Origin of the sequence: Bacteroides fluxus YIT 12057, assembly GCF_000195635.1 — a bacterium.
GTDB lineage: Bacteria > Bacteroidota > Bacteroidia > Bacteroidales > Bacteroidaceae > Bacteroides > Bacteroides fluxus.
This window is the reverse complement of the sequence record NZ_GL882625.1, coordinates 26,397-53,313: the sequence shown is the minus strand read 5'-3', so window position 1 is coordinate 53,313 and position 26,917 is coordinate 26,397. Positions and strand designations below refer to the sequence as shown.

The window sequence follows — 26,917 nt, the reverse complement described above, 5'->3', positions numbered from 1 at the left end:
CAGTCTCATCCTTTTAAAGGATTGGTATGATGAAAAATATGATTATATATAGTCTGTTATGTTTTATCTCATTATTTTTTTCATGTACAGGCAAAGAACATGGTAATTCAAATGTAGCGATTGATGAATATGAAATTTATGCAGATGGCAAAACTATAACGACCCGTGGTCTTCAAAAGGCCATTGATGATTGTTCTAAAAATGGAGGTGGGATAGTTTCTTTGCCCGCGGGTGAATATTTAACGGGAACTATTGTACTGAAAAAGAATGTAACTTTAAAATTGGAAGAAGGTTCAAAAATCATAGGAAGTAGGAATATTTCAGATTATCCGGATAAAGGGAGGCGTAAGGCTTTAATATTTGCGGAAAAATCAGATAATATATCTATTATAGGTAGAGGTGAGATAGACGGTAATGGTGCTGCTTTTAATCAAGGTAATGATGCGCCCAATCGGCCTACTTTGGTACTTTTACTTGATTGTAATAAGGTGAAGGTAAATGGGGTGAAATTATCGAATTCGGGATTTTGGACATTCCGTTTTGTTCGTTGTGATGGAGTCGATATAAGCAAGGTTTATGTAGAAGGACATGCAAATTGGAATAATGACGGATTCGACATTGAAAGCAAGAATGTAACCATTAGAGATTGTGTGCTTGATACGGATGATGATGCAATTTGTTTTAAAAGTGAAGATCCGAATTATGTAGTTGAAAATATAACAGTGACAAATTGTAATCTTTCTTCTAACTGTAACTATATTAAATTCGGTACTGCCAGTGCAGGAGGTTTTCGTAATATCAGGGTTTCTGATTGCATTCTTCATAAGTGTAGCAAGTCTTTGTTGCGTTTTTGGGAAAAGCGTGTGCCTGGTGTTACTAATCCCATAACAGGTATTGCAGGGATGGCACTTGAGGTTGTAGATGGTGGTTTCATGGAGGATGTTATGATTTCTGATTTGACAATGGAAGATGTTCAGACTCCTGTCTTTATTCGTTTGGGTAGACGTAAGCATTCAGACAACTCATACTTGAAGAATATACAAATAAAGAATATTACGGCAACTTCTGTAAGTTATGTTGCGAGTTCCATTACAGGTGTTCCAGGACTCCGTGTTGAAAATGTTGAAATTAGCGATATCGATTTCAGGCTGAAAGGAGGAGGCAAAATCATAGATACTCAAGCTGAAGTTCCCGAAGCTGAAGAGGAGTATCCGGAGAATAGGATGTTTGGGGTTATGTTACCTGCTTATGGTTTTTATGTCCGGCATGCAGACAATATTCGTTTTATAAATACGAAACTTTCAATAATTGGTAATGAAGAAGAAAGATATGCTTTCGTTGCGGACGATGTGAATGGACTGGAGATTATTAATTCGACATTGCAGTCTCCATTCAGTGAACTTTCTGCGGTTCATTTAAAAGACTGTAAGAATGTAAAGGTACCGGAGGAGCTACAATAGTTTGGCGATTCTACTTTTTTGTATGTGTTTTCGTCAAAAATGTATGCATCCGGTCTATTTGTCGTTAGTATCCATATCTGGCAAGAATCGTCATGTCCGTCATCCGTTCATTTCCTATCTTTGTTTTCAGATATGAATAAATTTAAATTATGTCATGAATAAGTTATTGTTTTTTTTCGTTCTCTTTCTTTCCTTTTCCTCTTCCGGTTGGAGTATTGTTCCCAATTACTCCAGGTCCGGGGATAGAATATGGCTTGACTCAAAAGAAGTCCACCAAGGTTCCTTTACTTGGAAAATGATGCGTGCCGATGATGTTGCTTCACCTTCGGAGACGATCTCGTCTCCGGGCTATGATGCGAGTAACTGGCTTCCCGCTATCGTTCCCGGTACTGTATTGAATTCTTTGGTTCATAACGGTACGTATCCCGAGCCCTATTTTGGTCTGAATAATAAGTTGGAATCCGGTAAGATTCCTGATATTTCCCGGGTCGGTCGTAGCTTTTATACTTACTGGTTCCGTACAGAATTCGAGGTACCCTCTTCTTTTTCCGGCAAGCAGGTGTGGTTGCATCCGGCCGGCATCAATTACCGTGCGGAAGTGTGGGTTAACGGTAATCTTCTGGCTACCATCAACGGCATGTTCACGGACGCCCACATCAATGTGACGGATTTTGTCCATGTCGGTGACGGTAATGTTCTTGCCGTTCTTGTCTATCCTGTTGACATGCCGGGTACCACGATGCCTAAGCCCTGGGGAGCCGCCGGTGAATTTCATAACGGTGGTAACGGCAATATCGGTTTGAACACGACCATGCTGATGTCCGTGGGTTGGGATTTTACTTTTATGGACGGTATCCGTGACCGCAACACCGGCATCTGGAAAAGCATCTCTCTGTACTCTACGGGGGGCGTTTCGCTCCGTCATCCTTTTGTAAAGTCCGAACTTTCGAAGCCCGGCTATGATATTTCCCGTGAGACCCTTTCTGTTGAGGTGGTCAACCCGCTGAATACTACGGATACTGTCAGCGGGGTAGTGCGCGGTGAGATTGTGGGTGAGGGTATCGTTGTTGAGAAGCCGTTCCGTATTCTTCGCGGCGAAGAGCTTACCTTGACTTTCACTCCCGATGAGTTTCCCCAACTGACCATTCGTTCTCCCCGCCTGTGGTGGCCTATCAACAAGGGTCCCCAGAATCTTTATGAGCTTAAGATGAGTGTCTCCGTGAAAGGGGTTGTCTGCGATTCGGTCCGTACACGTTTTGGTATTCGTGAGGTTACCTCCGACACAGCCACTCCTGACGGTTCACGTGTCTTTTATGTCAACGGGCGTCGCCTTTTTATCCGTGGAACCAACTGGATTCCTGAAGGCATGCTTCGCAGTTCGGACGAACGTACCTATGCCGAGTTGCGGTATACTCGTCAGTCGGGTATCAACCTTATTCGTCTCTGGGGCGGTGGCATTGCCGAATCCGACTACTTCTACCAACTTTGTGACGAGATGGGTTTCCTTGTCTGGCAGGAGTTCTGGTTGACGGGCGATACTCGCCATCCTCAGGACCGTGCCCTTTATCTCAGCAATGTGTCCTCTACCGTGAAACGTATCCGCAACCATCCTAGTCTGGCGTATTACGTGGCTTCCAACGAGAGTTCCGAGGTTAGCGGTACCCGCCGTTTGCTTGATGAACTTGACGGTACTCGCGGTTACCAGATGCAATCAGAGTGTGCGGGTGTCCATGACGGGAGCCCTTACAAGCAGGTGAATCCAATGCAGCATTATGAGAACACCGCTTCTTCCCGTGGCAGTCGCGTTGACGGTTTCAACCCGGAATACGGTGCTCCCACCCTTCCTACCGTGGAGATCCTGCGTGAGATGATGCCTGAGTCTGATCTGTGGCCTGTGAATAAGTCTGTCTGGGACTATCTTGACGGCAACGGTTTTCATCTGATGTCTAGCCTGTACACCGATCTGGTCAACAATTATGGTGCTTCTTCTTCCATAGAGGAGTTTGCCCAGAAGGGACAGTTTGTCGGTGCAATGAACTCCAAAAGTATCTGGGAAGTCTGGAACTATAACAAGCTTGACTACGGCGACCGTTTCTGCTCGGGGCTTTTGTTCTGGTACCATAACTGTCCGGTCCGTCAGGTCAGTGCTCGGATGTGGGATTGGTCTCTGGAGCCTACCGCTTCCCTTTATCATACAGCCAATTCCCTAGAGCCCTTGCACGCCCAGTTTGACTATCTGAAGAATACCGTTTCTGTCGTAAATGACTATTACCTCTCCTTTAAGGGGTATCGTGTCGTGGCTGAGGTGTACGACATCAACAGCAAGAAGGTCCTTGCGGACTCGGCTGTCATAGACCTCCCTTGCGACGGTGTTGTCAATGATGCCCTTTGCCTTCATTTTCCGGAAGATATTTCTCCGGTCCACTTCATCAAACTTCGTCTGAAAGACGAAACGGGCAATGAGGTTTCTTCCAACTTCTATTGGCGTTCTACGGACAGCTACGAGGGACGTGAGAGTCTGACAGGTCCTGCCACCTCTGGCTTTGAATCCTTGTCATTGCTGAAGCGTGCGTCTTTGCACACTTCCTGTCATCTCCGTCGTACGTCAGATAAGTGTTTTGTGGATATTACGCTCCGCAACGTTTCTGGTTCCATCGCTTTTTTCAACCAGTTGCAGCTTCTTGACCGTGATTTAAGTCCCGTCCGTCCGTCCTTCTATACTGATAATTTCTTTTCTTTGTTACCGGGTGAGAGCAAGTGCGTAACGATTGAGACTGCGATTAAGAACTTATCCTGTAATCCGGTGCTGGTAGTAAAGGGATGGAATATAGAACGTAAACAGATGCATTTAAACGTTTTTTAAAAGATAAGTGAGAATGAAAAATAAGATTTTGCTTACTGTGTTATTTATAGCTTTTACTTCGGTTTTTTATGCACAGCCAGTTTGCCGGTACTTGCATGAAGGATGGAGCTTTCGTCAGGCGAGGGGCATGAATTGGTATGAGGCAAGTGTTCCGGGAACAGTACACACTGACTTGATCAATCATAAACTGATAGATGATCCTTTTTATAGGCTTAATGAACGTGGTGTTCAATGGGTAGATAAGGAAGATTGGATTTATCGGACTGAGTTTGACGTGACTCCGGAACTAATATCTAAAAAAAACATTGTATTATGTTTTGAAGGATTGGATACTTATGCCGATGTAACGTTGAATGGTGAGAAAATTCTTTCTGCTGACAATATGTTTCGTGAGTGGAAAGTAGATATTAAACCTTTTTTGAAATTACGTGGTAACATATTGCAGGTCTATTTTCATTCTCCTATTAAAAAGGCTATGCCACAATGGGAGTCTGTACCGTTTCAATATCGTAGTTCAAATGACCAGTCAGAAAATGGAGGGATATTTGACCGTAAAGTTGGTGTATTTGTCCGTAAGGCAGGGTATCATTTTGGATGGGATTGGGGACCTCGTTTGGTGACTTCAGGTATATGGCGTTCCGTTTGTATAGAAGCCTGGAATGATGTACGATTGATAGATAGCTTTTATAATCAGAAATCTGTTACAGCGGAGCAGGCTGTCATCGATGTTACAGTAGAGGTGCTTGCGGATATGGAGACGGAAGCGGATATTTCCATACTAAACCATACGGACAGTTGTATGGAAATCCAAAAGACGGTTCATCTCAGTGCAGGGCTTAATAAAATCCCGGTATCGTTCATAATGAAGAAACCTCATCTTTGGTGGACTAACGGGTTAGGAGAGCCTTTCTTATATGATTTTTCTACCATTTTAGAGTTAGATGGAAAGAAGATAGACCGGAAAAAAGAAAAATTGGGTATCCGTTCTTTAAAAGTAGTGACTGCTCCCGATAAATATGGTGAAAGTTTCTATTTTGAACTGAATGGCAAACCTTTATTTGCCAAAGGCGCAAATTATATTCCCTGTGATAATTTTTTAACGCGAGTTACAGATTCCATATATGAAAAAACGATTCAAGATGCTGTCAGTGCCAATATGAATATGCTTCGTGTATGGGGAGGTGGTGTCTATGAAAAAGATGTTTTTTATGATTTATGTGACAAGTATGGTATTTTAGTTTGGCAGGATTTTATGTTTGCGTGCAGTGTATTCCCTGCCGAGGGTGAATTCTTGGAAAATATCCGTAAAGAGGCTATTGACAATGTACGCAGATTACGCAACCATAGTTGCATAGCACTTTGGTGTGGAAATAATGAATGTTTGGACGCATGGTTTAACTGGAATTGGAAAACAACTTATGATAAACAAAATCCTGTTTATTCGGAAATTATTTGGAAGCAGTTCAAAGACCAATATTTTGTAACATTACCTGCGGTTGTGGAAGAGTATCACCCGGGAGCTTGCTATCGTAAATCTTCTCCTTATGCGGATGACAACGGTACGCGTAATCATGCAGTAGGAGATATGCATTATTGGGAGGTGTGGCAAGGTTTGAAGCCTCTCTCTGAATTTAGTCATGAACGTAGCCGTTTTTTTAGTGAATATGGTTTTCAGTCTTTTCCGGAGTTTGAATCTATCAAACGATATGCTCCTTTGGCGGAGGACTGGAATTTGACTTCGGAAGTAATGATGTCCCATCAGCGTGGCGGAATAAAGGCAAATCAACGTATTAATGACTTTCTATTGTCGGACTACCGTCAGCCTAAGGACTTTCGTTCTTTTACATACATGAGTCAACTATTACAGGCTGATGCCATGAAGATGGCAATGGAAGCACATCGTCGGGATATGCCTTATTGCATGGGGTCATTGGTGTGGCAGCATAACGATTGTTGGCCGGTAGCTTCATGGTCTAGTCGTGATTTTTATGGCCGATGGAAAGCACAGCATTATTTTACGGTAAAGTCCTTTGACGACTTATTGGTATCTCCGATAGTAGAAGGGGACATATTGAAGGTATATGTTGTATCTGATAGATTGAAAAAAACTTCGGGGACTTTGATGGTTCGTATTATCAGATTGGACGGGACAGGTGTTGTAAGAGAAATAACCGGAAAAGTACCAGTTCCTGCTAATACGAGTACGGTAGTCTGGAATGAAAAAGTAGAGGCATTGCTGAAGGGAACGTCGAGAGAAGATGTCGTTGTGCATGTGGCTTATCAGGATAAAGGCGGCAGAGAATATACGAATAATTATTTTCTTGCTAAACAGAAAGATATGCATTACAAAGACGCATTGATCCATAGAGATATAGCTGTAGTTGAAGGAGGCTATGAAGTGACTCTTGCGTGTGATGTTTTTGCCAGGGGGGTCTTTCTTTCAATTGAAGATGACATTGATAATTTTGTATCAGATAATTATGTGGATTTATTGCCGGATAAGCCTGTGAAGGTAAAGGTTGTCACAGGTTTGCCATTGTCGCAATTTGCCGAAAGGTTACGTATCGTTTCGTTTTCGGATGCAGTGGCGAAATCCGGGGTGGAGACTTGGAATAGATAAGTGGAAATATGAGTTGATTTTTAGGGATATAATTCATGAATGTTCTGCGCAGTCCGGACAGACGCCTTTCAATACATAATTGATACTGCTCAGTGTAAACCCTTGCGGCAGATTCACAACCGGAGTGGGAATATTTTTAAAACAGAAAGTCTTGTTGCATTTTTCACAATGGAAGTGTGTATGCAGGTCGTTCATTTCACAGGCACAACTATCACTGCATACGGCGTACTTGAAGGATTTTGTTCCGTCGTCAATGCAGTGTATGAGATGATGGGACAGAAATAGGGTAATAGTACGGAATATGGTTGATTTGTCAACCGTATCCAGTATATATTCAAGGTCTAGCAATGAAACAGAACGGTTGGCCTGCATCATGGCTTTCAGTACTAAAATGCGTATGGCAGTTGGCTGTATCTCTCTCTTCTTCAACAAGTCCAAATATACATTTTCTTCCATTATTAATTCTCCTATTTAATAAGTTTCTGTATCCGTACGGCATTTACTATCGCAATAAGGGCAACACCTACATCCGCAAACACAGCTTCCCATAGTGTGGCCAGACCGCCGGCGCCCAATATCAGAACGAGCAGTTTTATCCCGAAGGCCAGAGAGATGTTTTGCCACATAATCTTTCGGGTCTGTTTGCCTGCACGAATGGCAGTCGCTACCTTGGAGGGTTGATCGGTCTGTATTACCACATCTGCTGTTTCAATGGCAGCGTCGCTGCCCAATCCTCCCATGGCGATGCCTACATTGCTAAGCGCAAGAGCCGGAGCGTCATTGATGCCGTCACCTATAAAGGCGATTTGGTTTCTTGAATCTTGGCGCAATTCCTCCACGTACTTTATCTTGCCGTCGGGTAGCAAGTCACCGTATGCTTTTGTAATGCCTAACTTCTGCGCGAAGTTAGTTACAATGCTCTGTCTATCTCCTGAAAGAATCTGAATATTATTGATATTTAAAGCTTTCAATTCTTCAACGGCTTGGAAAGCATCTTCTTTCAGACTATCTGATAATAACAAATAACCGGCATATTCTGTTCCGATGGCACAGACCACAATCGTATCTGGAATGGCTGACAGCTCTTTCGGATAACTAACCTGATACTTGGATAGCAGGCGGATATTCCCTACTAATATGCGTGTTCCCTCGATGTTTGTTTCCAACCCGTAGCCGGCAATTTCTGTTACTTCCGTTGTGGAGACCGGCGTTATATTCTTTTCTTCGGCGTGGTTTACAATGGCTTTTGCAATCGGATGTGTACTGTTCCGTTCTACTGAAGCAGCCAGTCGTATCAGTTCCTCTTTGGATATGCCGGGTTGCGTTTTGCAGAGTTGCACATTAAAGGTGCCTTTGGTCAATGTTCCTGTCTTATCGAAAACTACGGTATTGATTTTGGTGATGGCATCCAGGTAATTTCCTCCCTTAAACAAAACTCCGAGACGGGACGCGGCACCTATACCCCCGAAATATCCCAATGGAATGCTGACTACCAATGCGCATGGGCAAGAGATAACCAGAAAGACCAATGCTCTGTAAAGCCAGTCGTTGAAAGTAAAAACAAATGAGGCGTCTGTCAATGAATAGATGAATGGAACCAGTACGATCAGCACTGCCAGTCCTGTGACTATCGGTGTATAGATGCGGGCAAATTTCCGGATGAACAGTTCTGCCGGGGCCTTGCGTTCAGAAGCATTCTGTACAAGTTCCAATATGCGTGACAGAGCACTTTTTTCGAAAGTCTTTGTTACTTGTATTCTGACAACCTTATCCGTTGCAATCATCCCGGCAAGCACATACTCACCTTTCCGTATGTTGCGTGGACGGCTTTCTCCCGTTAGCGCCGATGTATTGAATGCGGCAACTTCATTCAGCATTCTGCCATCCAGCGGTACCCTTTCTCCGGCTTTTACTTCGATGATTTCACCGATTTGTACATTTTGGGGGACTTCGACAATAGATTCATTATCCCTGATTATTGTCGCTACTTCCGGACGAACGTCCAACAGGGCACTGATGTTTCGTTGAGCTTTGTTTACTGCCTTGCCTTGAAACATTTCTCCCAAAGAGTAGAAGAGCATCACGGCTACTCCCTCCGGATATTCCCCTATATAGAAAGCGCCGAGAGTAGCAATAGACATAAGGGTGAACTCACTGAATATATCCTTTTGTAAAATGCTTTCCCAGGCTTCTTTCATAACCGGCAGTCCCACCGGCAGATAGGCCAGCAGATACCAGCCGAAAGCGATATACTCTTCCTGGAAGAAGCCGATATCCATTGCCTGGATGGCTATACCTCCCAAAAGTAACAAACCTGCTACTGTAATTCTCCAGTAGTCTTTGAGCAATGTATTTTTCTTTTCTTTTTTTACAGGATGTCCTTGTGTGCAGCAGCAATTGCAACTCATTATATTTTTCCTCCTTTTTTATTTTCTGATGCAAAGGTAGTGGAAAAGAGATGCAACTAAGTTGCAAAGCGTGCTGGTTACATTATATTTCAAGCATTTTCTTTTCTCTTTCCAGATCCTTCTCGTTCAGTAACGGGGAAGGTACAGAACAGGTTTTGATAAAGTCTCCCGGTTGGCATGTATAGTTATAATAGGACATTTGTTCGTCTGTCAGTTTATCTTGTGGTATCAGTTCCCCTTTCAGTTCCAGGAAATCGTCCATGCTGGTGCTGTCTGAATATTTGATGAAAAGTATTCTTCTTGCTATCGGGTTTCGGTTGTAGTCCAAACATAGATACAAGCCTTTCAGCATATGCGGGAAGTCGTACATCGGCAATTGCAGGTAGATGGTGAACAATGCTAGCTGAGGTGTTTCCCGTTCATTGAACATGATGTATGCATTCTGATGGTTGTTGAAGATGGCGGTACCAAAATGGGTGGTATTGTAGGCACTCATGTGCATTACTTTTACATAATCATTGTTTTCGGAAGGAGTAACCAGATAAGGCTCCACTTTCAATGCATTGGATGAGGAAGAAAGACTGTAGCTGACATATATACCGCTGTAGTTATATACTTCCTGAGCGGAATGGAGCATCTCTTCGGCCATCATATCCAGAAAAGGATTCTCCTTTTGCCCTGTGGCCGGTGTAGGTTCCAGACTGAATAACTGTTCTTTTAATTCTTTCAGAGAACCTAACAGGCGTTTTTTCGAGACATTGTTTACTTGGGAAAGAGCGTAATCCAAGGCTTCTTCTTCCGTATTGCCTTTCCTTATGGTACCGATGTAGGTCGGGAGGACGCTGGAATAAAGAGAAGACAGGACACTTGCCGCCATATTGGTATGGTCGGCTATTTCTTTCATCTTGACTCCTTTGTTACGCAGATATTCAATGCGTTTGTATATGTCTAAAAGTTCGTTCATAATGGTTGTATCAATGATAATTGATTGAAAATGTGTACAAAGAAAAGCTCTTGTTGTTATGCTTCCGTTACATTAATATTTCATTAATGTTACATAATAAAGTGTTGTTTTTATGAAGTTTATTAATAATGAAAATTCATTTTTAGTGTGGTTGAGCTCTTCTACCTTTGCTGCCGGAATCAAAAAACAAATCAAAAATCAAGTGTATGTTTATTGGAGAAAAAAAAGACATAAGTTCAAATAAAAAACTGTCCGATGCTTTGTTTATCCTCTGGGCCGGAGGTGCGGCTTTACTTTCTTATTCATTGGTATATGCTCTGCGTAAACCGTTTACTGCCGCTACCTTCGACGGGCTCGATTTCTTTGGGATGGATTATAAGACGGCTACCAGTATTATACAGATTTCGGGCTATTTTATTTCTAAGCTGATAGGTATCAAGGTGATATCCGAATTGAAAAAAGAGAACCGGCTGAAGTTCATTATATTTTCTGTAGCGATAGCAGAACTTTCATTGGTGTTATTTGGCCTGCTTCCACAGCCTTTCAATGTTTTCGCTTTATTCTTTAACGGGCTTTCGCTGGGGTGTATGTGGGGGGTGATATTCAGTTTCTTGGAGGGACGTCGTGTTACGGACCTGTTGGCAAGCCTTATGGGACTGAGCATAGCTATCAGTTCCGGTACGGCAAAGTCTGTGGGGCTCTTTGTGATGGATAACCTTCATGTCAGTGAGTTCTGGATGCCTGCTTTTATCGGAGCCATTGCCTTTCCGCTGCTTTCGTTGCTGGGTTGGTTGATGACCCGCATGCCGCAACCTACCGCTGCCGATAAAGCCCTACGTGCAGAGCGTGTGACGTTGGACAGCCGGGCACGTCTTGGTATTTTTAAGAGTTTTATGCCGGTTCTTCTGATGCTGTTCTTTGCCAATCTGTTCATTACTGTCTTGCAGGATATAAAGGAAGATTTCTTGGTGAAGATTTTGGATGTGGAGACTGCGGGACTCTCTTCATGGGCATTTGCCAAAGTGGATGCAACGGTCACCTTGATTATTCTATTCGTCTTCGGGTTGATGTCTGCTGTAAGAAGCAATATAAAAGTATTGTGTCTGCTGTTGATGCTTGTCACCTGCGGTACACTGACATTGAGTTATATAGCTTTCAATTATGATGAGTTGCGAATTCCACCGATGACTTGGCTCTTTCTTCAAAGCTTGTCGCTTTATACGATTTATCTGAGTTTCCAGACCCTTTTCTTCGAGCGTTTCATTGCTTGCTTCAGGATTAGGGGAAATGTGGGATTCTTTATCATCACATTGGATTTTATCGGCTATACCGGTACGGTTGTTGTCCTGATATTCAAAGAGTTTTTCAATCCGGACATCAACTGGTTGGATTTCTATAACTTGATGTCGGGTTATGTAGGCATAATATGCAGTGTCGCTTTCCTCTGTTCTGCTGTTTATTTGATACAGCGTTACCGCAGGGAGAATATGTCGGGACCGGAGAACTTTTCACTTTTTCGTTCGAGCAGGCTGGCCCGCCAAGGGAATCCTTTACTTTTTGAGACAAAATAACAAACAGATAATATGAAAATGAAAAAAATTGAATGTATCATTATGGATTGGGCAGGTACAGCTGTCGATTACGGCTGTTTTGCTCCGGTAGCCGCTTTTGTTGAAAGCTTCAAGGCTATTGGGACTCCTGTTACCGCTGCTGAAACGCGTGCACACATGGGATTGACCAAAATAGAGGAAATTCGTGCTTTGTTTCAGATAGAACGTGTAAAGACGGAGTTTGAAGAGAAATTCGGCCGTCCTTGTAATGAAGAGGATGTGTTGGCGCGTTATGCGGAATTCCAGCGGGTGCTGTTTGCCTCTTTGGAAAGCTATACGGAACCTATTCCCGGGGTGGTAGAGACTATTGCCGCATTGCGCGTACAGGGCATCAAAGTCGGTTCGACAACAGGCTATACCCGTTCTATGATGGATGTCGTATTGCCCGCTGCTGCTGCCAGAGGATATGTGGTGGATAATTGTGTAACTCCCGATGGGTTGCCTGCCGGCCGCCCTGCCCCATATATGATTTATAAAAACATGATGGAACTTGCCGTTTCTTCTACAGACTGTGTGTTGAAATATGGCGATACTATTGCCGATATAAAAGAAGGTGTCAATGCCAAGGTATGGACAGTAGGTGTGGTGCTGGGCAGCAACGAATTGGGGCTGACAGAAGAGGAAGTGGGCTCCATGCCTGCCACCGAACTTGAAGCCCGTAAAACGGAAGTACGCCGTCGGATGTCGGATGCCGGTGCCCATTATGTGGTAGATACCATCAGGGAGCTTCCGGCCGTCATTGAAGAAATAAACAGAAAACTCAGCCATTAAAATAATTGATAAACTTAAAACTTAGAAACAGATGAAACCATACATTTTATTGACCCCCGGTCCCCTCACTACCTCCGAAACAGTCAAAGAAGCTATGTTGACCGACTGGTGTACATGGGATGAAGACTATAACGTGCATATTGTGGAAGAAATCCGCAAATCGCTTGTTGCCCTGGCTACCGGCCATACCGATGAATATACTTCCATCCTTTTACAAGGCAGTGGAACATATTGCGTGGAAGCGGTTATCGGAAGTGTCATAAAGCCGGGTGACAAGCTTCTTATCTTGAGTAACGGTGCCTATGGTGACCGTATGGGGAATATCGCCGAATATCATGGCATCAGTTACGATATGCTGGCTTTTGATGAAACGGAACAGGTTTCTGTCAGCTATGTAGATGATTATCTGTCACATAATGCAGAGATTACTCATGTGGCTGTGGTACATTGTGAAACGACCACCGGTGTGCTGAATCCGTTGGAAGAGATTGCACACCTCGTGAAAATACATGGAAAGAAACTGATAGTAGATGCTATGAGTAGCTTTGGCGGAGTTCCTTTGGACGTGCAGAGGCTAGGTATAGATTTTCTCATCAGCAGTGCCAACAAATGTATCCAGGGAGTTCCGGGATTTGGTTTCATTATAGCTCGCAAGTCGGAACTGATGCATTGCAAGGGGGTGTCTAAATCCTTGTCACTTGATATTTACGACCAATGGGAGGCTATGGAAAAGGGACATGGGAAATGGCGTTTCACTTCTCCTACGCACGTGGTTCGTGCTTTCAAGCAGGCTATGGATGAATTGGCGGATGAAGGTGGAGTTGAAGCACGTCATAATAGATATTGCGAGAATCATGAGGTACTGGTCAGTGGGATGCGTTCCTTGGGTTTCAAGACATTGCTTCCGGATGCAATTCAGTCACCGGTCATCACTTCTTTTCTTTATCCGAATGAGGATTTTGATTTTAAGTCTTTCTATGTACAGTTGAAAGAGAGGGGTTTTGTGATTTATCCGGGCAAAATTTCACAGGCTGATACTTTCCGCGTCGGTAATATCGGAGATGTTTATCCGGAGGATTTCAAACGGCTGATAGAGGTTATCCGGGAATGTAAATATTAAGCAGGCGGGCAGAGTCTGATTTCTGCCGGCAGTTTTATAATTGTTTCATGCGGGCGTCAACAATTATCAGGGGATAGTCGTTATTCATTAAAAAAAAATATATCTTTGTTCTGTAGGGATAAATATATCATGTTACTTATGGACAATCCCCTAAAATAAATTTCGTCAAGATGAAACATAACTCCCTTTTAGCCTTTATGGCTGTCTTGTATTTTGTCCTTGCCGCCTGTAATGGGAGGCAGGGACAATCTGCATTCATTGTTGTGCCGGAGGCAATCCTGCCGGACTCCACTTCAGCCGATACGGTAGTGGTGGAACTCCCTTTTCAAGAAAAGTTATTGACAGCTGACGAGATAACCCTTGCTAAAGAACTGTTGTACGATAAATATACGCTGGAAGATTCTTATCCGTATAAGGATACGGTACGTTCCTTCAAGTGGGAAGTGATTCGTAATTGTCTGGCCTATATTGAGAATATGCAGCGGGACACGGCAAGATGGGTGGTATTGCAGAATTATAAGAATTTGAACCGGGAGGCTCCGTTGGTGCGTAAGTTTGTCAGAGATGCTTATCGCCGTGTGTCTGATACGTTAGGCGTGGAACGTTATCAGTCCGTTCCGTTGTACCTGCCTGCTGATACGGTGGTGCCCGAACGTTATGGAAGAGACGGGACCTTGGCGCATCTGACGGGAGAGGAAGGGAGTTTCTGCCGGATACGTCCCGTTACTCTTGAAGATGAATGGCTGGCACCCCGCCGTTACTTGAAGTTGCTGGGTGATACTACCGTTTTTAACCATGTGATTTTTGTAGATCGTTTGGACCAGAATATCACTACGCTGGAACGTACCGGGGATGGTGAGTGGAAAATACGCAGCATGAATCCGGCCACTACCGGACGATATGCTCCACCCTATGCACAGGAAACGCCGTTGGGGATGTACCTGCTTCAGCAGAAGAAGTCGCGTATGGTCTTTTTGAAAGATGGTTCTGCGGCAACGGGAGGGTATGCACCTTATGCCAGCCGTTTCACGAATGGAGCCTATATTCATGGAGTGCCGGTCAACGTACCCCGTACTTCTATGATAGAGTATAGTTGGTCATTGGGGACGACGCCCCGCTCGCATATGTGCGTGCGCAATGCTACCTCGCATGCCAAGTTTGTTTTTGACTGGGCGCCTGTAGAGCATTCTCTGGTGGTAGTTATTGAATAGACTTGTCTTTTTTAACTATCTGTGTAATAGATGTATGAGGAAAATACCTAACTTTGCCGCCGTTATTGTCCGCTTAGAAAAAGTATGCAACGATTTATCTTGTTCATTGTACTTCTGTTTGTTCCTTGTTCCCTGTTTTTGGGAGGCAAGCCGCCGGTTGGTATGGCAGAGGCACCGGGTCCGGGAGCTATGACTGAAGCCAGGGCCTGTGCCGATCTTTATCGTTCCATGAATTTGGAGGGGATAGTAAACTGGAAAGCTTTCCGGCAGGCGGTGGCGGGATATAATAAAATAGAGGGCCGGAAGCGGGAGGTACTTACTTTGATTGATTTTTCCCGCCCTTCTACAGAAAAGCGTCTGTATGTCTTTGATATGAAACAGCGTAAGTTACTTTTCTCGTCAGTCGTTTCCCATGGGAAAAATAGTGGAGACACCTATGCCACTTCCTTTTCCAATGAATACGGCTCTTATAAAAGTTCGTTGGGCTTCTACCTTACGGAGGCCACCTATCAAGGGAAAAACGGATATTCACTGATTTTGAATGGATTGGAGAAAGGCATCAATGATCGGGCTCGTGAACGTGCCATTGTCATGCACGGAGCAGCCTACGCCAACCCTTCGGTAGTGAGCAAGGGAGGACGCCTGGGCAGAAGTTTCGGATGTCCTGCCGTCCCGCAAAAACTTTCCCGTCCCATCATTGATGCCATCAAGGGAGGAAGCGTGATGTATATTTACGCTGAAGTACCTGATTATCTGGCTCACAGTGCCGTGCTGAAAGATTACGGACAATTATGAAAAGGGTAATCTTTTGATATGCATCAATTCTCCTGAACACATCTTTTGTTACTTTTGTGCCCGATTTTAGGGACATCAGATTTATGGCTACATCTAGAGAAATGACGGAGGGCAAGGCGCTTCCGCTGATTTTCAATTTTACGTTACCTCTGTTGTTGGGTAACCTGCTACAACAGACTTATTCGCTGGTAGATGCAGCGATTGTAGGTAAGTTTTTAGGAATAGACGCTCTGGCTTCGGTCGGGGCAAGTACTTCGGTCGTTTTCCTCATTCTGGGTTTTTGTAATGGATGTTGCGGAGGTTTCGGCATTCCGGTGGCACAGAAGTTTGGTGCAAGGGATTATGGCACGATGCGCCGTTATGTGGCTGTCAGCTTGCAGTTGGCTACAGTCATGTCAGTCGTGATTGCCATAGTCACAAGCCTTTTTTGCGCTGATATTCTGCGTATGATGAGTACGCCGGAGAATATATTTACGGGAGCCTACTATTACCTGCTGATTACCTTTATTGGGGTTCCCTGCACTTTTTTTTATAATTTGCTGTCCAGTATTATCCGTGCTTTGGGAGACAGCAAGACGCCGTTCTGGTTTCTGCTTTTCTCGACGGTATTGAATGTCCTGCTCGATTTGTTCTGTATCCTTATATTGGATTGGGGGGTGGCGGGGGCGGCCATCGCCACGGTCTTTTCGCAAGGCGTGTCGGCTGTATTGTGTTACTTCTATATGGTACGGCACTTTGACATGTTGAGAATCACTCCTGCCGAAAGGAAGTTCGACGGAGCCTTGGCAAAGACTCTGATGTACATCGGTGTGCCGATGGGATTGCAGTTCTCCATTACGGCCATCGGCAGCATCATGCTGCAAAGCGCCAATAATGCTTTGGGAACGGCTTGCGTTGCCGCATTCACTGCCGCCATGCGTATCAAGATGTTCTTTATGTGTCCTTTCGAGAGTCTGGGAATGGCGATGGCAACTTATAGCGGGCAGAATTATGGTGCGGGCAAACCGGAGCGTATTTGGTCGGGAGTGAAGGCAAGTGCCTTGATGATGATCATTTACTGGGCATTTACTTTCTGTGTATTGATGTCGGGAGCCGGAACATTTGCCTTGCTTTTCGTTGAAGCTTCTGAATTTGAGATTCTGAAAGATACGGAGTTGTTCCTGCATATATCCGTTTCCTTCTTTCCGGTTTTGGGCTTGCTGTGCATATTGCGCTATACGATCCAGGGGGTTGGCTTTACAAATCTTGCCATGCTTTCCGGTGTTTCGGAGATGATTGCGCGTATATTGGTCAGCTTGCTGGCTGTACCTGCATTCGGCTATGTAGCTGTCTGCTTCGGTGATCCCACTGCATGGGTCTTTGCGGACGCTTTCCTGATACCGGCCTTTATTTATGTTTATCGCCGGATATTGTCCATGAAGAAAAATTAGTGTATCTTTACTCGAAAGTGAAGATAGGCAACTGAAGTTACGATGACCGGACGAAAGATTATTCACATAGACATGGATGCGTTTTACGCTTCGGTGGAGCAGCGGGATAATCCCGGGTTGCGAGGCAAACCGATTGCCGTGGGGCATGCGGAAGAGCGGGGAGTAGTGGCTGCGGCCAGTTATGAGGCGCGTCGTTTCGGAGTGCGTTCAGCCATGTCGTCGCAGAAAGCAAAGCGCCTCTGTCCCCAGCTCATCTTCATTCCGGGGAGGATGGAAGCGTATAAATCCGTTTCCCGCCAGATACATGAAATATTCCATGAATATACCGATATCGTCGAGCCTCTTTCTCTGGATGAGGCTTTTCTGGATGTGACGGAAAACAAACCCGGCATTTCGCTGGCTGTGGATATTGCCAAGGAACTTAAACAGAAGATAAAAGAACGGTTGAATTTGGTTGCTTCGGCCGGCGTGTCCTATAATAAGTTTCTGGCCAAGATAGCTTCGGATTACCGCAAGCCCGACGGACTCTGTACGATTCATCCCGACCAGGCCCTGGAGTTTATAGCCCGGTTGCCTATCGAGAGTTTTTGGGGAGTGGGACCGGTGACGGCAAAGAAGATGCATCTTCTCGGCATCCATAACGGAGAACAGTTACGTGCCCGTTCCTTGGATATGCTGATCCGCGAATTTGGCAAGGTAGGGGCTGCTTATCATGACTTTGCACGGGGAATTGACCTGCGTCCCGTAGAGGCGGTGCGTATCCGTAAATCCATCGGGTGCGAGCATACTTTGGAGAGGGACATAAATAGACGCTCTTCGGTCATCATCGAATTATATCATGTTGCGGTTGAGCTGGTGGGACGTCTGGAGCATAAAAACTTCCGGGGGAATACGTTGACATTGAAAATCAAGTTTCATGACTTTAATCAGATAACCCGTAGCATTACCCAATCCAGAGAACTGATATCCCTGGATGTCATTCTGCCTTTGGCAAAACAATTATTGAATGAAGTGGATTATGAGCAACATCCCATTCGCTTGATCGGGCTGTCTGTCTCCAATCCGCGTGAGGAGGGGGAAGAGAAGGGAGGGGTATGGGAACAGCTGAGTTTTGAGTTCAGTGATTGGTGAGCAAGGTTTGTCATATCGAGAATTTATTATATATTTGTGTTTATAACTAAAAGAGATGGGCGTATGGGATGTTTGATGAATGTATTATGGTTGGTATTCGGCGGTATTTTCACTGCCGTTGAGTATGTGTTGGCCAGTCTTTTGCTGATGATTACTATTGTCGGTATTCCTTTCGGCATGCAGACCATGAAGATGGCAGGACTTGCCTTGTGGCCTTTCGGCAAGGAGGTGCGTAGCGGAGAACGTTCAAGCGGCTGCCTCTATCTATTGATGAATGTGTTGTGGATATTCCTGGGCGGCATTTGGATTAGTCTTTCTCATTTGGGATTCGGAGTGCTGTTGTGCATTACCATTATCGGCATTCCCTTTGGAATGCAGCATTTTAAATTGGCTGCTTTGGCACTCACTCCTTTTGGAAAAGACATAGTGACGGTTTGAGTGGTGCCTATTAAAAAGACAAGGGCGGAAAACTGCATCGTTTTCCGCCCTCATTCATTTTATTTAAAGGTGTTGTTTACATGGTAATGGACTGCTTTGCAAGCAGTTTTTGAAGTTTGCCATTCAAAGCTTGGCACATAGTTCCGTTTCCCATTGCTTGATAGCGTTTGATACGGTACTGTAACATAAAAATTTCATTTGCATTCTTTTTCATAATCGTCTTTTTTTTTGCTTCCCGCGTTTCGGAAAGCGGATTCTACATCTTTTATTGTTTTCTCTTATTAACACTGCAAAGATACGAATTGTTCTTGAAAACATGTTCTATAACATAAAAAATATTCGTATAATATCCATTATAGGGGTGAATTCCCCTGTTTTTGCTATTCAGATATTACAGAACGGTTACAGAAACTCCACTTTTTCTTTATTCGAAATAAGAATTCAAATATAATCCCTATTTTTGCAGTCCAACCTTAATAATAAATATGTATTATGAGACGAACTACACGACTTCTTGGACTTCTGGGGCTGATATGCCTTTTGACCGCTTGCGGTGAATCCCACTTTATGACGGATGCCTCTTACCGTCAACGCGTGGAACAAGATTTTCAACAGAGAAAGGCTTTGTTGCCCCAGGGCGAATTGTTTTCCATTTTTGATACGGACTTGTCAACTTATGAACAGGAGGCCTTGGAGTTTCTTTATGCTTATATGCCTCTGGTCGATATAGCCGATTATCCGGGCGAGTTTCATCTGATGAATGTACGTGCCGCGCAGAAAGCGGAAAAAGAGATGCCTTGGGGAAAGATTGTCCCGGAAGAGATTTTCCGGCATTTTGTACTCCCTGCACGGGTGAATAACGAAAATCTGGATAGCGCACGGGTTGTGTTCTATGAAGAACTGAAGGACCGGGTGAAATCTCTTTCCCTGTACGAGGCTATCCTGGAAGTCAATCATTGGTGCCATGAAAAAGCAATCTATACGCCTTCCGATGCCCGTACCAGTTCTCCGCTGGCCACGGTACGCACTGCGTACGGACGCTGTGGAGAAGAATCCACCTTGCTGGTTGCTGCCTTGCGGTCGGTAGGTATTCCTGCACGGCAGGTATATACTCCGCGTTGGGCGCATACGGACGATAACCATGCATGGGTGGAAGCCTGGGCCGATGGCAAATGGCATTTTCTCGGAGCTTGCGAACCCGAACCGGTTCTTGATCTGGGATGGTTCAATGCCCCTGCCAGCAGGGGGATGCTGATGCATACCAAAGTGTTCGGGCGTTATGAGGGTGCAGAGGAAATCATGTCCGTAACCCCCAACTATACGGAAATCAATGTGATTGATAACTATGCGCCGACTGCCAAGGCTTCTGTTACAGTGAAGGATGGGCAGGGAAATCCGGTAGATGGTGCACGCGTGGAGTTCAAATTATATAATTATGCGGAATTCTATACGGTGGCCACCAAGCAGACTGATGCTTCCGGCATGTGTACTCTGACTGCAGGGAGAGGAGACATGTTGGTGTGGGCGTCGAAGGATGGACGTTTTGGCTTTGCCAAGCTCTCTTTCGGCAAACAGCCGGAGTTGACGGTGACACTGGACAGGAAAGAAGGGGATAACTTTGCCATGGATATTGATGTGGTGCCTCCCGCAGAGAGCGCCAACCTTCCCGAAGTGACACCGGAGCAGCGTGAGGAGAACGACAGGAGACTGGCTTACGAAGATTCCATCCGCAACGGGTATGTTGCCACTTTCATGTCGGAAGAGGCGGCACGTACTTTTGCAAGACAGTACAAGCTGGATGTAGACGCAGCGGTAAGAATCCTGGTCGCTTCCCGTGGCAATCATCGGACCATCCGTGATTTCATGACCCGCCTGCGCTCTGAAAAGTCCAAGAAAGGGGGCATTGACCTCCTGCAACGGATTTCCGCGAAAGATCTTCGTGACGTCAGTCTGGAAGTGCTGGTTGACCATATGCAGTCTAATGTACGTACCGGTGCGGACTATTTCCGCAGATATGTCCGCAATCCGCGTGTAAGCAATGAAATGTTGACGCCGTATAAATCTTTCTTCAAGAAGGTCGTTTCAAAGGAAGATATGGAAACCTATGTGGCACAGCCCATGAAGTTGGTCACTTGGGTAGCGGAGAATATCAGGGTGGATAAGGACTGTAATCTGGGAGGCTCGCCTGTTTCACCGGAGGGAGTATGGAAATCCCGTGTGGCGGATCCGCACAGCCGCGATATATTCTTTGTTTCCATGGCACGCAGCATGGGCATCCCTGCACGTATTGACGAAGTGACCGGCAAAGTCCAGCTGATAACCGATGAGGGTGCGGTAGATGTGGACTTGGACTCTGATCCGGAAGAACTTGTCCTTCTGGAGGAAAGAGTTTCTTTGAAAGGTAAGCTTGTTGCCAACTATTCACCTGTCAAATTGCTGGATAATCCGAAGTATTATTCCCATTTCACTATTTCCAAGGTCACTCCGCAAGGTAACTTGCAATTGTTGTCATATGACGAAGGTGATATCGACATGGGTGGCGGAGCCACATGGAGCAACTTGTTGAAAGAGGGCACGGCATTGGACGCCGGGGAATATGTTCTGGTAACCGGGACCCGTCTGGCAAGTGGTGCGGTACTTTCTAAGGTGACCGCTTTCAACGTGCTTCCGGGAAAAACGACCGATATCGAGTTGGTGATGCGCGAAAGCAAGGATGAAGTACAAGTGATCGGCAATTTCAATTCCGAGTCTCTTTTCACACCGCTGCGCGAGGATACTGCATCGGATGTCCCGTCGAAGGAAAGCTTGTTGCAGGCTTGTGGCCGCGGGTATTTTGTAGTGGGGATTTTGGGAGTCAACCAGGAACCCACCAACCATGCATTGCGCGACATCGCCGCTTTCAAGGCTGATTTGGAGAAATGGGGACGGAAGATGGTATTGCTCTTCCCGAATGAGGCGCAGTCCAGGAAATTTGTCAAGGAATCTTTCCCGGATTTGCCTTCCACTATTATTTACGGTATAGATACAGACGGTATTTCCGGACAAATAGCCGAGGCTATGAAGTTACGGCATAAAGACAGCTTACCGATATTTATCATTGCCGATACATTTAACCGGGTAGTGTTTGTATCACAGGGTTATACCATCGGTCTGGGTGAGCAGCTGATGAAGACGGTACACGGGCTTTAATACGAAGAGGAAGTTGAAAACAGAATGACTACTCCGAAAAGCTGCAGAGAGAGGCTATTGTTCGCCTCACACGCTCTGCGGTGGTTACAGGCCGTGAGTATTCGTCGATATGTACGGTGCCGCCCATGGAGACTGCCTCGTTATGGTAGGCCATGTCACTCTTCAGAGTCTCCCTGGCCGAGAAATGGAATTCACGGATACCGGTTTCTGCGGCGATATGTGCGATATTCGTTTCATTCACTCCACATCCGGCCAATAGGATGATACGTCCGGCGGCCTGTTTCTGCAAACCCTTCAGCAGAGGTATGCCTTGCTCTGCCGTAGGTTGTTGGCCGGAAGTGAGGATACGGTCACATCCCAGGCTGATAATATCCTCAAGCGCCTTTTGTGGATTGCGGCAGACATCGAAAGCCCGGTGGAAAGTGACGGACATGCCTTGGGCGGCTTCCATCAGCTGTTTCATCAGAGGAATGTCTATATCCCCTTTTGCCGTGAGGCATCCGAATACAACTCCGTCTGCCCCCAACCGGCGGGCGTTGTCTATGTCTTTCAACATGATTCGTTGCTCTATCGGCGAGTAGAGGAAGTCACCGCCGCGCGGACGGATGATGACATGTAGCCTGGTTGCGGTCAGTGTTTCGCGCGCTACGATGATATCTCCGTAAGAAGGGGTTGTGCCGCCTTCGGGAATGCCTGCGCATAGTTCCACCCGGCCGGCGCCTCCGGCCTGTGCGGCGAGGCAGCTTTCTACGGAATTTGCGCAAACTTCAAATTGATACTTTTCCATTTTATATCGCTTTTGAATGATAAAGGGTGAATCTTTCCATTCACCCTTTATTTTCTATTTCATTTGGTATGTTTTGCTTTTACTTGGCATAGCTCACTGCACGTGTTTCGCGGATTACGGTAATCTTGACCTGTCCCGGATACGTCATTTCATCCTGTATCTTCTTGGCTATTTCACCGGAAAGGTTCTCGGTTGCCTTGTCGTCAATCTTGTCTGCACCGACAATGACACGCAATTCACGTCCGGCCTGGATAGCGTATGTCTTTGTTACGCCCGGATAGGACATGGCGAGTTGTTCAAGGTCGTTCAAACGCTTGATGTATGCTTCTACGATTTCGCGGCGGGCTCCAGGGCGTGCGCCGGATATGGCGTCGCATACTTGTACGATGGGAGCCAGCAGGCTGGTCATCTCCACCTCGTCGTGGTGTGCGCCGATGGCATTGCAGATATCCGGTTTTTCCTTGAACTTCTCGGCAAGCTTCATACCGTAGAGTGCATGCGGCAATTCCGGTTCTTCATCGGGTACCTTGCCTATATCGTGCAATAGTCCGGCACGTTTTGCTTTTTTGGGATTGAGCCCCAGTTCCGACGCCATCACAGCACAAAGATTGGCCGTTTCGCGGGCATGCTGCAACAGGTTCTGACCATAGGAGGAACGATATTTCATCTTACCGATGATACGGATGAGTTCCGGATGCAGTCCGTGGATACCCAGGTCGATCGTGGTACGCTTGCCGGTTTCAATGATTTCTTCTTCCACCTGCTTGCGCACCTTGGCAACTACTTCTTCGATACGGGCGGGGTGAATACGGCCGTCTGTTACCAACTGGTGCAATGCCAGACGGGCAATTTCACGGCGAACCGGGTCGAAAGCAGAGAGTACGATAGCTTCAGGAGTATCATCTACAACGATTTCCACACCGGTGGCAGCTTCAAGGGCACGGATGTTACGACCTTCACGGCCGATAATACGTCCTTTGATTTCGTCTGATTCGATATGGAATACGGTAACGGAGTTCTCGATAGCCGTTTCAGTGGCTACACGTTGAATGGACTGTATCACGATGCGCTTGGCTTCCTTGCTTGCCGTCAGTTTGGCGTCATCCATGATGTCGTTGATATAAGATTGCGCCTGGGTCTTGGCCTCTTCCTTCAGCGACTCTACCATGCGTTCTTTGGCCTCTTCGGCGGAAAGCCCGGAGATGGCTTCCAGTTTTTCGATTTCCTGGCGCTGCATGTGCTCCAGTTCTTCTTTCTTCTTGTCGACAATTACCAGTTGGGCTTCCAGGTTTTCTTTTACCGCTTCCGCTTCCAGTTTCTTGCGCTGGATTTCTTCCTGGCGTTGGTTCAGCACCAGTTCACGTTGTTTCAGTTTGTTCTCCGCTTGCTGTATCTTTTGGTTGCGGATGGAAACTTCTTTTTCCAGATCCGCTTTCTTGTTCAGGAATTTTTCCTTTACTTCCAGCAACTTGTTTTTCTTGATTACTTCTGCCTCCGTTTCGGCTTCTTTCAGAATACTGTCGTATTTGGACTTCAAGCCATGCTTGAAAAACATATACGAGGCAAATCCTCCGACAATGAAGCAGGCAATGGATACGAGTATTGTAACTACTGTCATTTTATTAATTTGTTTTAGTATATAAATAAAAAAGCACTGTATAAAAGCCTGTCCGTGTCAGGGACGGAGCTTTCGTACAGTGCGCGAATATTCTCTCTTTCCGACTGAATGGAAGGATTGAGGCTTATGGTTCTTTAAAATAGGCCTCCAATACTTCGGTCAGTTCCTTTATCTTGGTCGTATAAGGTTCAGTATCATTACGGTCTTTCAACTGTAGGTTTTCCAAAGAAAACTGATAGGCCACCATGGCTATGATTCTCTCCGGAGATACATTCTGATAATGCTCCCTATACGCATTGAGCCGGATATCTACCTGCTTGGCGGCTTCTCTTACCTTTTCCTCATCCTCGCGGTTGATTGTGAGAGGGTAGGAGGCTCCTGCCATCTGCAGGTTTATCTTTATCTTATCGTTCATACATCCTTCTTTTCTATTCATTCAATAAAGCGATGCATTTATCGACTTCACGCACTAATTTTGACAATCGCAGTTTCGTCTCTTTCACGTCACTGCCGTTAAGGCTGATTGCCGTAGCTGTTTTTAGGTTCGTGTAGTTAATTTCCAGTTCGTTATAGTCAGCTTGCATCTTTTCGCACTCTTCTTCTTTGGCTTCGAGAAGTTGCTTTAGTTCAGCATTTTCGCGCTTTAATTCATCGTGCAGATAGATTAAATGTCGCAGTCTGGCTTCAAAGGTACTTAATAGCTTCTTTTCTTCGTCTGTCATTACTACACCAAAATTGTACACAAAAATACGATTAACTTGGAGATTACAAAAACTTTTCGGGGAAAATATGCTGTGGAAATGCCGAAATAACCGAAATGATGCATGAAAGACTGGTTTCTGGGGAGGGAAGTAGGGTGCCGGTCTTTCAAGATATGCGGGCAGGTATGGAACTGTTTGCTCTTTAGAAGGATTTTATTTCTTTCTTTTCGAACGTTTAGCGTCTCCGTTACTGCAAACTAATCGTCCGACGACTGTTTAATTATCGTCCGACAGCTGTCGGATGATAATTAAACAATTGTTGGACGATAATTAAACAGTCGTCGGACGATTAGTTTTTAGTAAGGCGGGGATTACTTCTTGGTGTTTCTGATACTACTTTATAGGGATGGTTGGAATAGTCGGTAGTAAAGGAAAGGAGGAAGTTAAGAATTCTATAAAATAATTTATAAAATAATTTGGTTTATAAAATAAACTACTTATCTTTGTGTCGGAGCTCGAGTCCGAAATGTGTTTTTAGTATGTGTAACTTAAAGAGAATGCTTATGAAAACGATTGTTTATAGAAGTATGGCGGCAGTTCTTCTCTGTGTATTTGCGTTGGGCGTAGCTGCGCAAGGAGTTCTGAAAGTGAGGGTGACGAACATCCCTTCTGCTGTGGGGAAGCTCTATGCTTTCCATGATGAAAACGGTAATTATCAGTTGGATAAGGAAGACGGAATTCCGTCTGAGTATTGCGCGATGGCGGATGTGGAGGTGAGTGCCGACACGAAGCAGGTGGAGGTAGCGCTGAAGCGGGTATTAAAAGTACGTAACAAATAAGACGGCAGGAAAATGGAAGAAAGAAAGCTGAATGAGAAAGAGAGCTTGGAGCTCATCGCTCGGATGATACAGAATACGAAGAACAGAATGGCGGAAAATTCAGGGACACCTTTTCTGCTGTGGGGATATATGACGGTGATAATCTCGTTGCTGGTTTGGTTCCTGTTGAAAGAAACGGGCAATAGCGATTGGCAATTCCTGTGGTTCCTGCTTCCGGTCATAGCCTTTCCTGCTACGTTGTGGAGTCAGCGGAAGGCTCGGAAAACGGTAAAAACCTACATAGACCGTGTTGTAGGTTATGTGTGGACGGTATTTGGCTTAGGTGGTTTTTTGGTAACGTGCATAACTGTGTTTGTAGGTAACATTCCTGTTCTGTTTACCGTTTTGCTGTTGATGGGAATGGGGACCGCTCTGACCGGGCTGATTATAAGAATGAAGGTGGTTGCCGTAGGAGGTGCGTTGGGAGCCCTGCTTTCGATAGGCTGTTTTTACGTGCCCGGTATGAACCAGATACTGTTTTTTGCATTGGCTTTTGTCTTTATGATGGTGATTCCCGGACATTATTTAAATAGAATGGCAAAACAGGATAAATAAACACTTTTGATTATGGAAGAAAAAATGTTTAAAGATTGAAGTCAATAGAAAAAAATGAAACAATTGATATGTTTAAAGAACTGAACCCTTTGCTCCATGGCGAACTGCGGCTTGCGGTGATGTCGTTGCTTATCAGTGTCGAGGAGGCTGACTTTGTCTATATTCGTCAGCAGACCGGAGCTACGGCGGGCAATCTCAGCGTGCAGATTGACAAGCTGAGCAAGGCAGGCTATGTGGAGGTGACAAAAACTTTTAAAGGAAAGATGCCTTGTACGCTTTGCAGGATTACTTCGCAGGGGATAGATGCTTTTGAGGAGTATGTGGAAGCGTTGAAGAGTTATATCATGAAATAATTACTGGAAAAGATA

General features: G+C 45.2%; 23 protein-coding genes. 15 read left to right on the top strand and 8 right to left on the bottom strand.

The window, feature by feature from the left end; genetic code table 11:
* The first annotated feature begins 26 nt into the window (after positions 1 to 26).
* From HMPREF9446_RS07155 to HMPREF9446_RS07145, 3 genes are all read left to right on the top strand, one after another.
* Positions 27 to 1,460 carry a glycoside hydrolase family 28 protein gene (locus HMPREF9446_RS07155; protein ID WP_009124896.1) on the top strand — a complete coding sequence of 478 codons (1,434 nt, stop codon included), beginning with the start codon at positions 27 to 29 and terminating at the stop codon, positions 1,458 to 1,460.
* A gap of 154 nt (positions 1,461 to 1,614) precedes the next feature.
* On the top strand, positions 1,615 to 4,323 hold the full coding sequence (locus HMPREF9446_RS07150; RefSeq protein ID WP_009124895.1) for a glycoside hydrolase family 2 protein: 2,709 nt from the start codon (positions 1,615 to 1,617) through the stop codon (positions 4,321 to 4,323).
* Positions 4,324 to 4,336: 13 nt separating this feature from the next.
* The gene (locus HMPREF9446_RS07145; protein WP_009124894.1) at positions 4,337 to 6,943 is read left to right on the top strand and encodes a beta-mannosidase; all 2,607 of its coding nucleotides are present in this window, start codon (positions 4,337 to 4,339) and stop codon (positions 6,941 to 6,943) included.
* A gap of 33 nt (positions 6,944 to 6,976) precedes the next feature.
* Here the strand turns inward: HMPREF9446_RS07145 and HMPREF9446_RS07140 are convergent, their stop codons facing one another.
* The 3 genes from HMPREF9446_RS07140 to HMPREF9446_RS07130 all read right to left on the bottom strand — a co-directional run bounded on the left by HMPREF9446_RS07140 (position 6,977) and on the right by HMPREF9446_RS07130 (position 10,315).
* Entirely contained in the window at positions 6,977 to 7,399 is a 423-nt protein-coding gene (locus tag HMPREF9446_RS07140) for a Fur family transcriptional regulator (protein WP_009124893.1), read from the bottom strand.
* 11 nt (positions 7,400 to 7,410) lie between these two features.
* Positions 7,411 to 9,351 (bottom strand): heavy metal translocating P-type ATPase, encoded by a 1,941-nt coding sequence (locus HMPREF9446_RS07135; RefSeq protein WP_009124892.1) that lies wholly within the window; start codon positions 9,349 to 9,351, stop codon positions 7,411 to 7,413.
* Between the two features lie 82 nt (positions 9,352 to 9,433).
* Entirely contained in the window at positions 9,434 to 10,315 is an 882-nt protein-coding gene (locus HMPREF9446_RS07130) for a hypothetical protein (protein ID WP_009124891.1), read from the bottom strand.
* 206 nt (positions 10,316 to 10,521) lie between these two features.
* On the opposite strand from HMPREF9446_RS07130, the gene HMPREF9446_RS07125 reads away from it, so the two are divergent.
* The 8 genes from HMPREF9446_RS07125 (at position 10,522) to HMPREF9446_RS07090 (ending at position 18,821) form a co-directional block, all read left to right on the top strand.
* A complete protein-coding gene (locus HMPREF9446_RS07125) occupies positions 10,522 to 11,886 on the top strand; it encodes a DUF5690 family protein (protein WP_009124889.1) in 1,365 nt (454 codons plus the stop codon).
* A gap of 18 nt (positions 11,887 to 11,904) precedes the next feature.
* Positions 11,905 to 12,696, top strand: a complete 792-nt coding sequence (gene phnX / locus HMPREF9446_RS07120) for a phosphonoacetaldehyde hydrolase (RefSeq protein WP_039968775.1) — start codon at positions 11,905 to 11,907, stop codon at positions 12,694 to 12,696.
* Between the two features lie 31 nt (positions 12,697 to 12,727).
* Positions 12,728 to 13,816, top strand: coding sequence for a 2-aminoethylphosphonate--pyruvate transaminase (locus HMPREF9446_RS07115; RefSeq protein WP_009124887.1), 1,089 nt, complete (start codon positions 12,728 to 12,730; stop codon positions 13,814 to 13,816).
* Positions 13,817 to 13,986: 170 nt separating this feature from the next.
* Positions 13,987 to 15,027, top strand: coding sequence for a L,D-transpeptidase (locus tag HMPREF9446_RS07110; RefSeq protein WP_009124886.1), 1,041 nt, complete (start codon positions 13,987 to 13,989; stop codon positions 15,025 to 15,027).
* Between the two features lie 84 nt (positions 15,028 to 15,111).
* Complete coding sequence (locus HMPREF9446_RS07105; RefSeq protein ID WP_009124885.1) at positions 15,112 to 15,822, top strand: murein L,D-transpeptidase catalytic domain family protein; 711 nt, start codon at positions 15,112 to 15,114, stop codon at positions 15,820 to 15,822.
* Between the two features lie 83 nt (positions 15,823 to 15,905).
* Positions 15,906 to 17,252 (top strand): MATE family efflux transporter, encoded by a 1,347-nt coding sequence (locus HMPREF9446_RS07100; RefSeq protein WP_009124884.1) that lies wholly within the window; start codon positions 15,906 to 15,908, stop codon positions 17,250 to 17,252.
* 42 nt (positions 17,253 to 17,294) lie between these two features.
* A complete protein-coding gene (gene dinB, locus HMPREF9446_RS07095; protein WP_009124883.1) occupies positions 17,295 to 18,383 on the top strand; it encodes a DNA polymerase IV in 1,089 nt (362 codons plus the stop codon).
* 63 nt (positions 18,384 to 18,446) lie between these two features.
* On the top strand, positions 18,447 to 18,821 hold the full coding sequence (locus HMPREF9446_RS07090) for a YccF domain-containing protein (RefSeq protein ID WP_039968751.1): 375 nt from the start codon (positions 18,447 to 18,449) through the stop codon (positions 18,819 to 18,821).
* Between the two features lie 76 nt (positions 18,822 to 18,897).
* On the opposite strand, the gene HMPREF9446_RS18895 is transcribed toward HMPREF9446_RS07090, so the two are convergent.
* The gene (locus tag HMPREF9446_RS18895; protein WP_009124881.1) at positions 18,898 to 19,035 is read right to left on the bottom strand and encodes a hypothetical protein; all 138 of its coding nucleotides are present in this window, start codon (positions 19,033 to 19,035) and stop codon (positions 18,898 to 18,900) included.
* Between the two features lie 278 nt (positions 19,036 to 19,313).
* Here HMPREF9446_RS18895 and HMPREF9446_RS07085 point away from each other — a divergent pair, with 278 nt between their 5' ends.
* A complete protein-coding gene (locus HMPREF9446_RS07085) occupies positions 19,314 to 22,010 on the top strand; it encodes a transglutaminase domain-containing protein (RefSeq protein ID WP_039968750.1) in 2,697 nt (898 codons plus the stop codon).
* Positions 22,011 to 22,038: 28 nt separating this feature from the next.
* Here HMPREF9446_RS07085 and HMPREF9446_RS07080 read toward each other — a convergent pair whose 3' ends face one another.
* From HMPREF9446_RS07080 to HMPREF9446_RS07065, 4 genes are all read right to left on the bottom strand, one after another.
* Positions 22,039 to 22,797: a copper homeostasis protein CutC gene (locus tag HMPREF9446_RS07080; protein WP_009124878.1), complete on the bottom strand. Its 759-nt coding sequence runs from the start codon at positions 22,795 to 22,797 to the stop codon at positions 22,039 to 22,041.
* A gap of 79 nt (positions 22,798 to 22,876) precedes the next feature.
* A complete protein-coding gene (gene rny, locus HMPREF9446_RS07075; RefSeq protein ID WP_009124877.1) occupies positions 22,877 to 24,415 on the bottom strand; it encodes a ribonuclease Y in 1,539 nt (512 codons plus the stop codon).
* 124 nt (positions 24,416 to 24,539) lie between these two features.
* Positions 24,540 to 24,830, bottom strand: a complete 291-nt coding sequence (locus HMPREF9446_RS07070) for a cell division protein ZapA (RefSeq protein WP_039968749.1) — start codon at positions 24,828 to 24,830, stop codon at positions 24,540 to 24,542.
* Between the two features lie 13 nt (positions 24,831 to 24,843).
* A complete protein-coding gene (locus HMPREF9446_RS07065; RefSeq protein ID WP_009124875.1) occupies positions 24,844 to 25,137 on the bottom strand; it encodes a hypothetical protein in 294 nt (97 codons plus the stop codon).
* 542 nt (positions 25,138 to 25,679) lie between these two features.
* Between HMPREF9446_RS07065 and HMPREF9446_RS07060 the strand changes: the two genes are divergently transcribed.
* The 3 genes from HMPREF9446_RS07060 (at position 25,680) to HMPREF9446_RS07050 (ending at position 26,902) form a co-directional block, all read left to right on the top strand.
* The gene (locus tag HMPREF9446_RS07060) at positions 25,680 to 25,955 is read left to right on the top strand and encodes a DUF2141 domain-containing protein (protein ID WP_245532253.1); all 276 of its coding nucleotides are present in this window, start codon (positions 25,680 to 25,682) and stop codon (positions 25,953 to 25,955) included.
* A gap of 12 nt (positions 25,956 to 25,967) precedes the next feature.
* Complete coding sequence (locus HMPREF9446_RS07055; RefSeq protein ID WP_009124873.1) at positions 25,968 to 26,549, top strand: hypothetical protein; 582 nt, start codon at positions 25,968 to 25,970, stop codon at positions 26,547 to 26,549.
* A gap of 68 nt (positions 26,550 to 26,617) precedes the next feature.
* Complete coding sequence (locus HMPREF9446_RS07050) at positions 26,618 to 26,902, top strand: winged helix-turn-helix domain-containing protein (RefSeq protein WP_039968748.1); 285 nt, start codon at positions 26,618 to 26,620, stop codon at positions 26,900 to 26,902.
* The last annotated feature ends 15 nt before the right edge of the window (positions 26,903 to 26,917 follow it).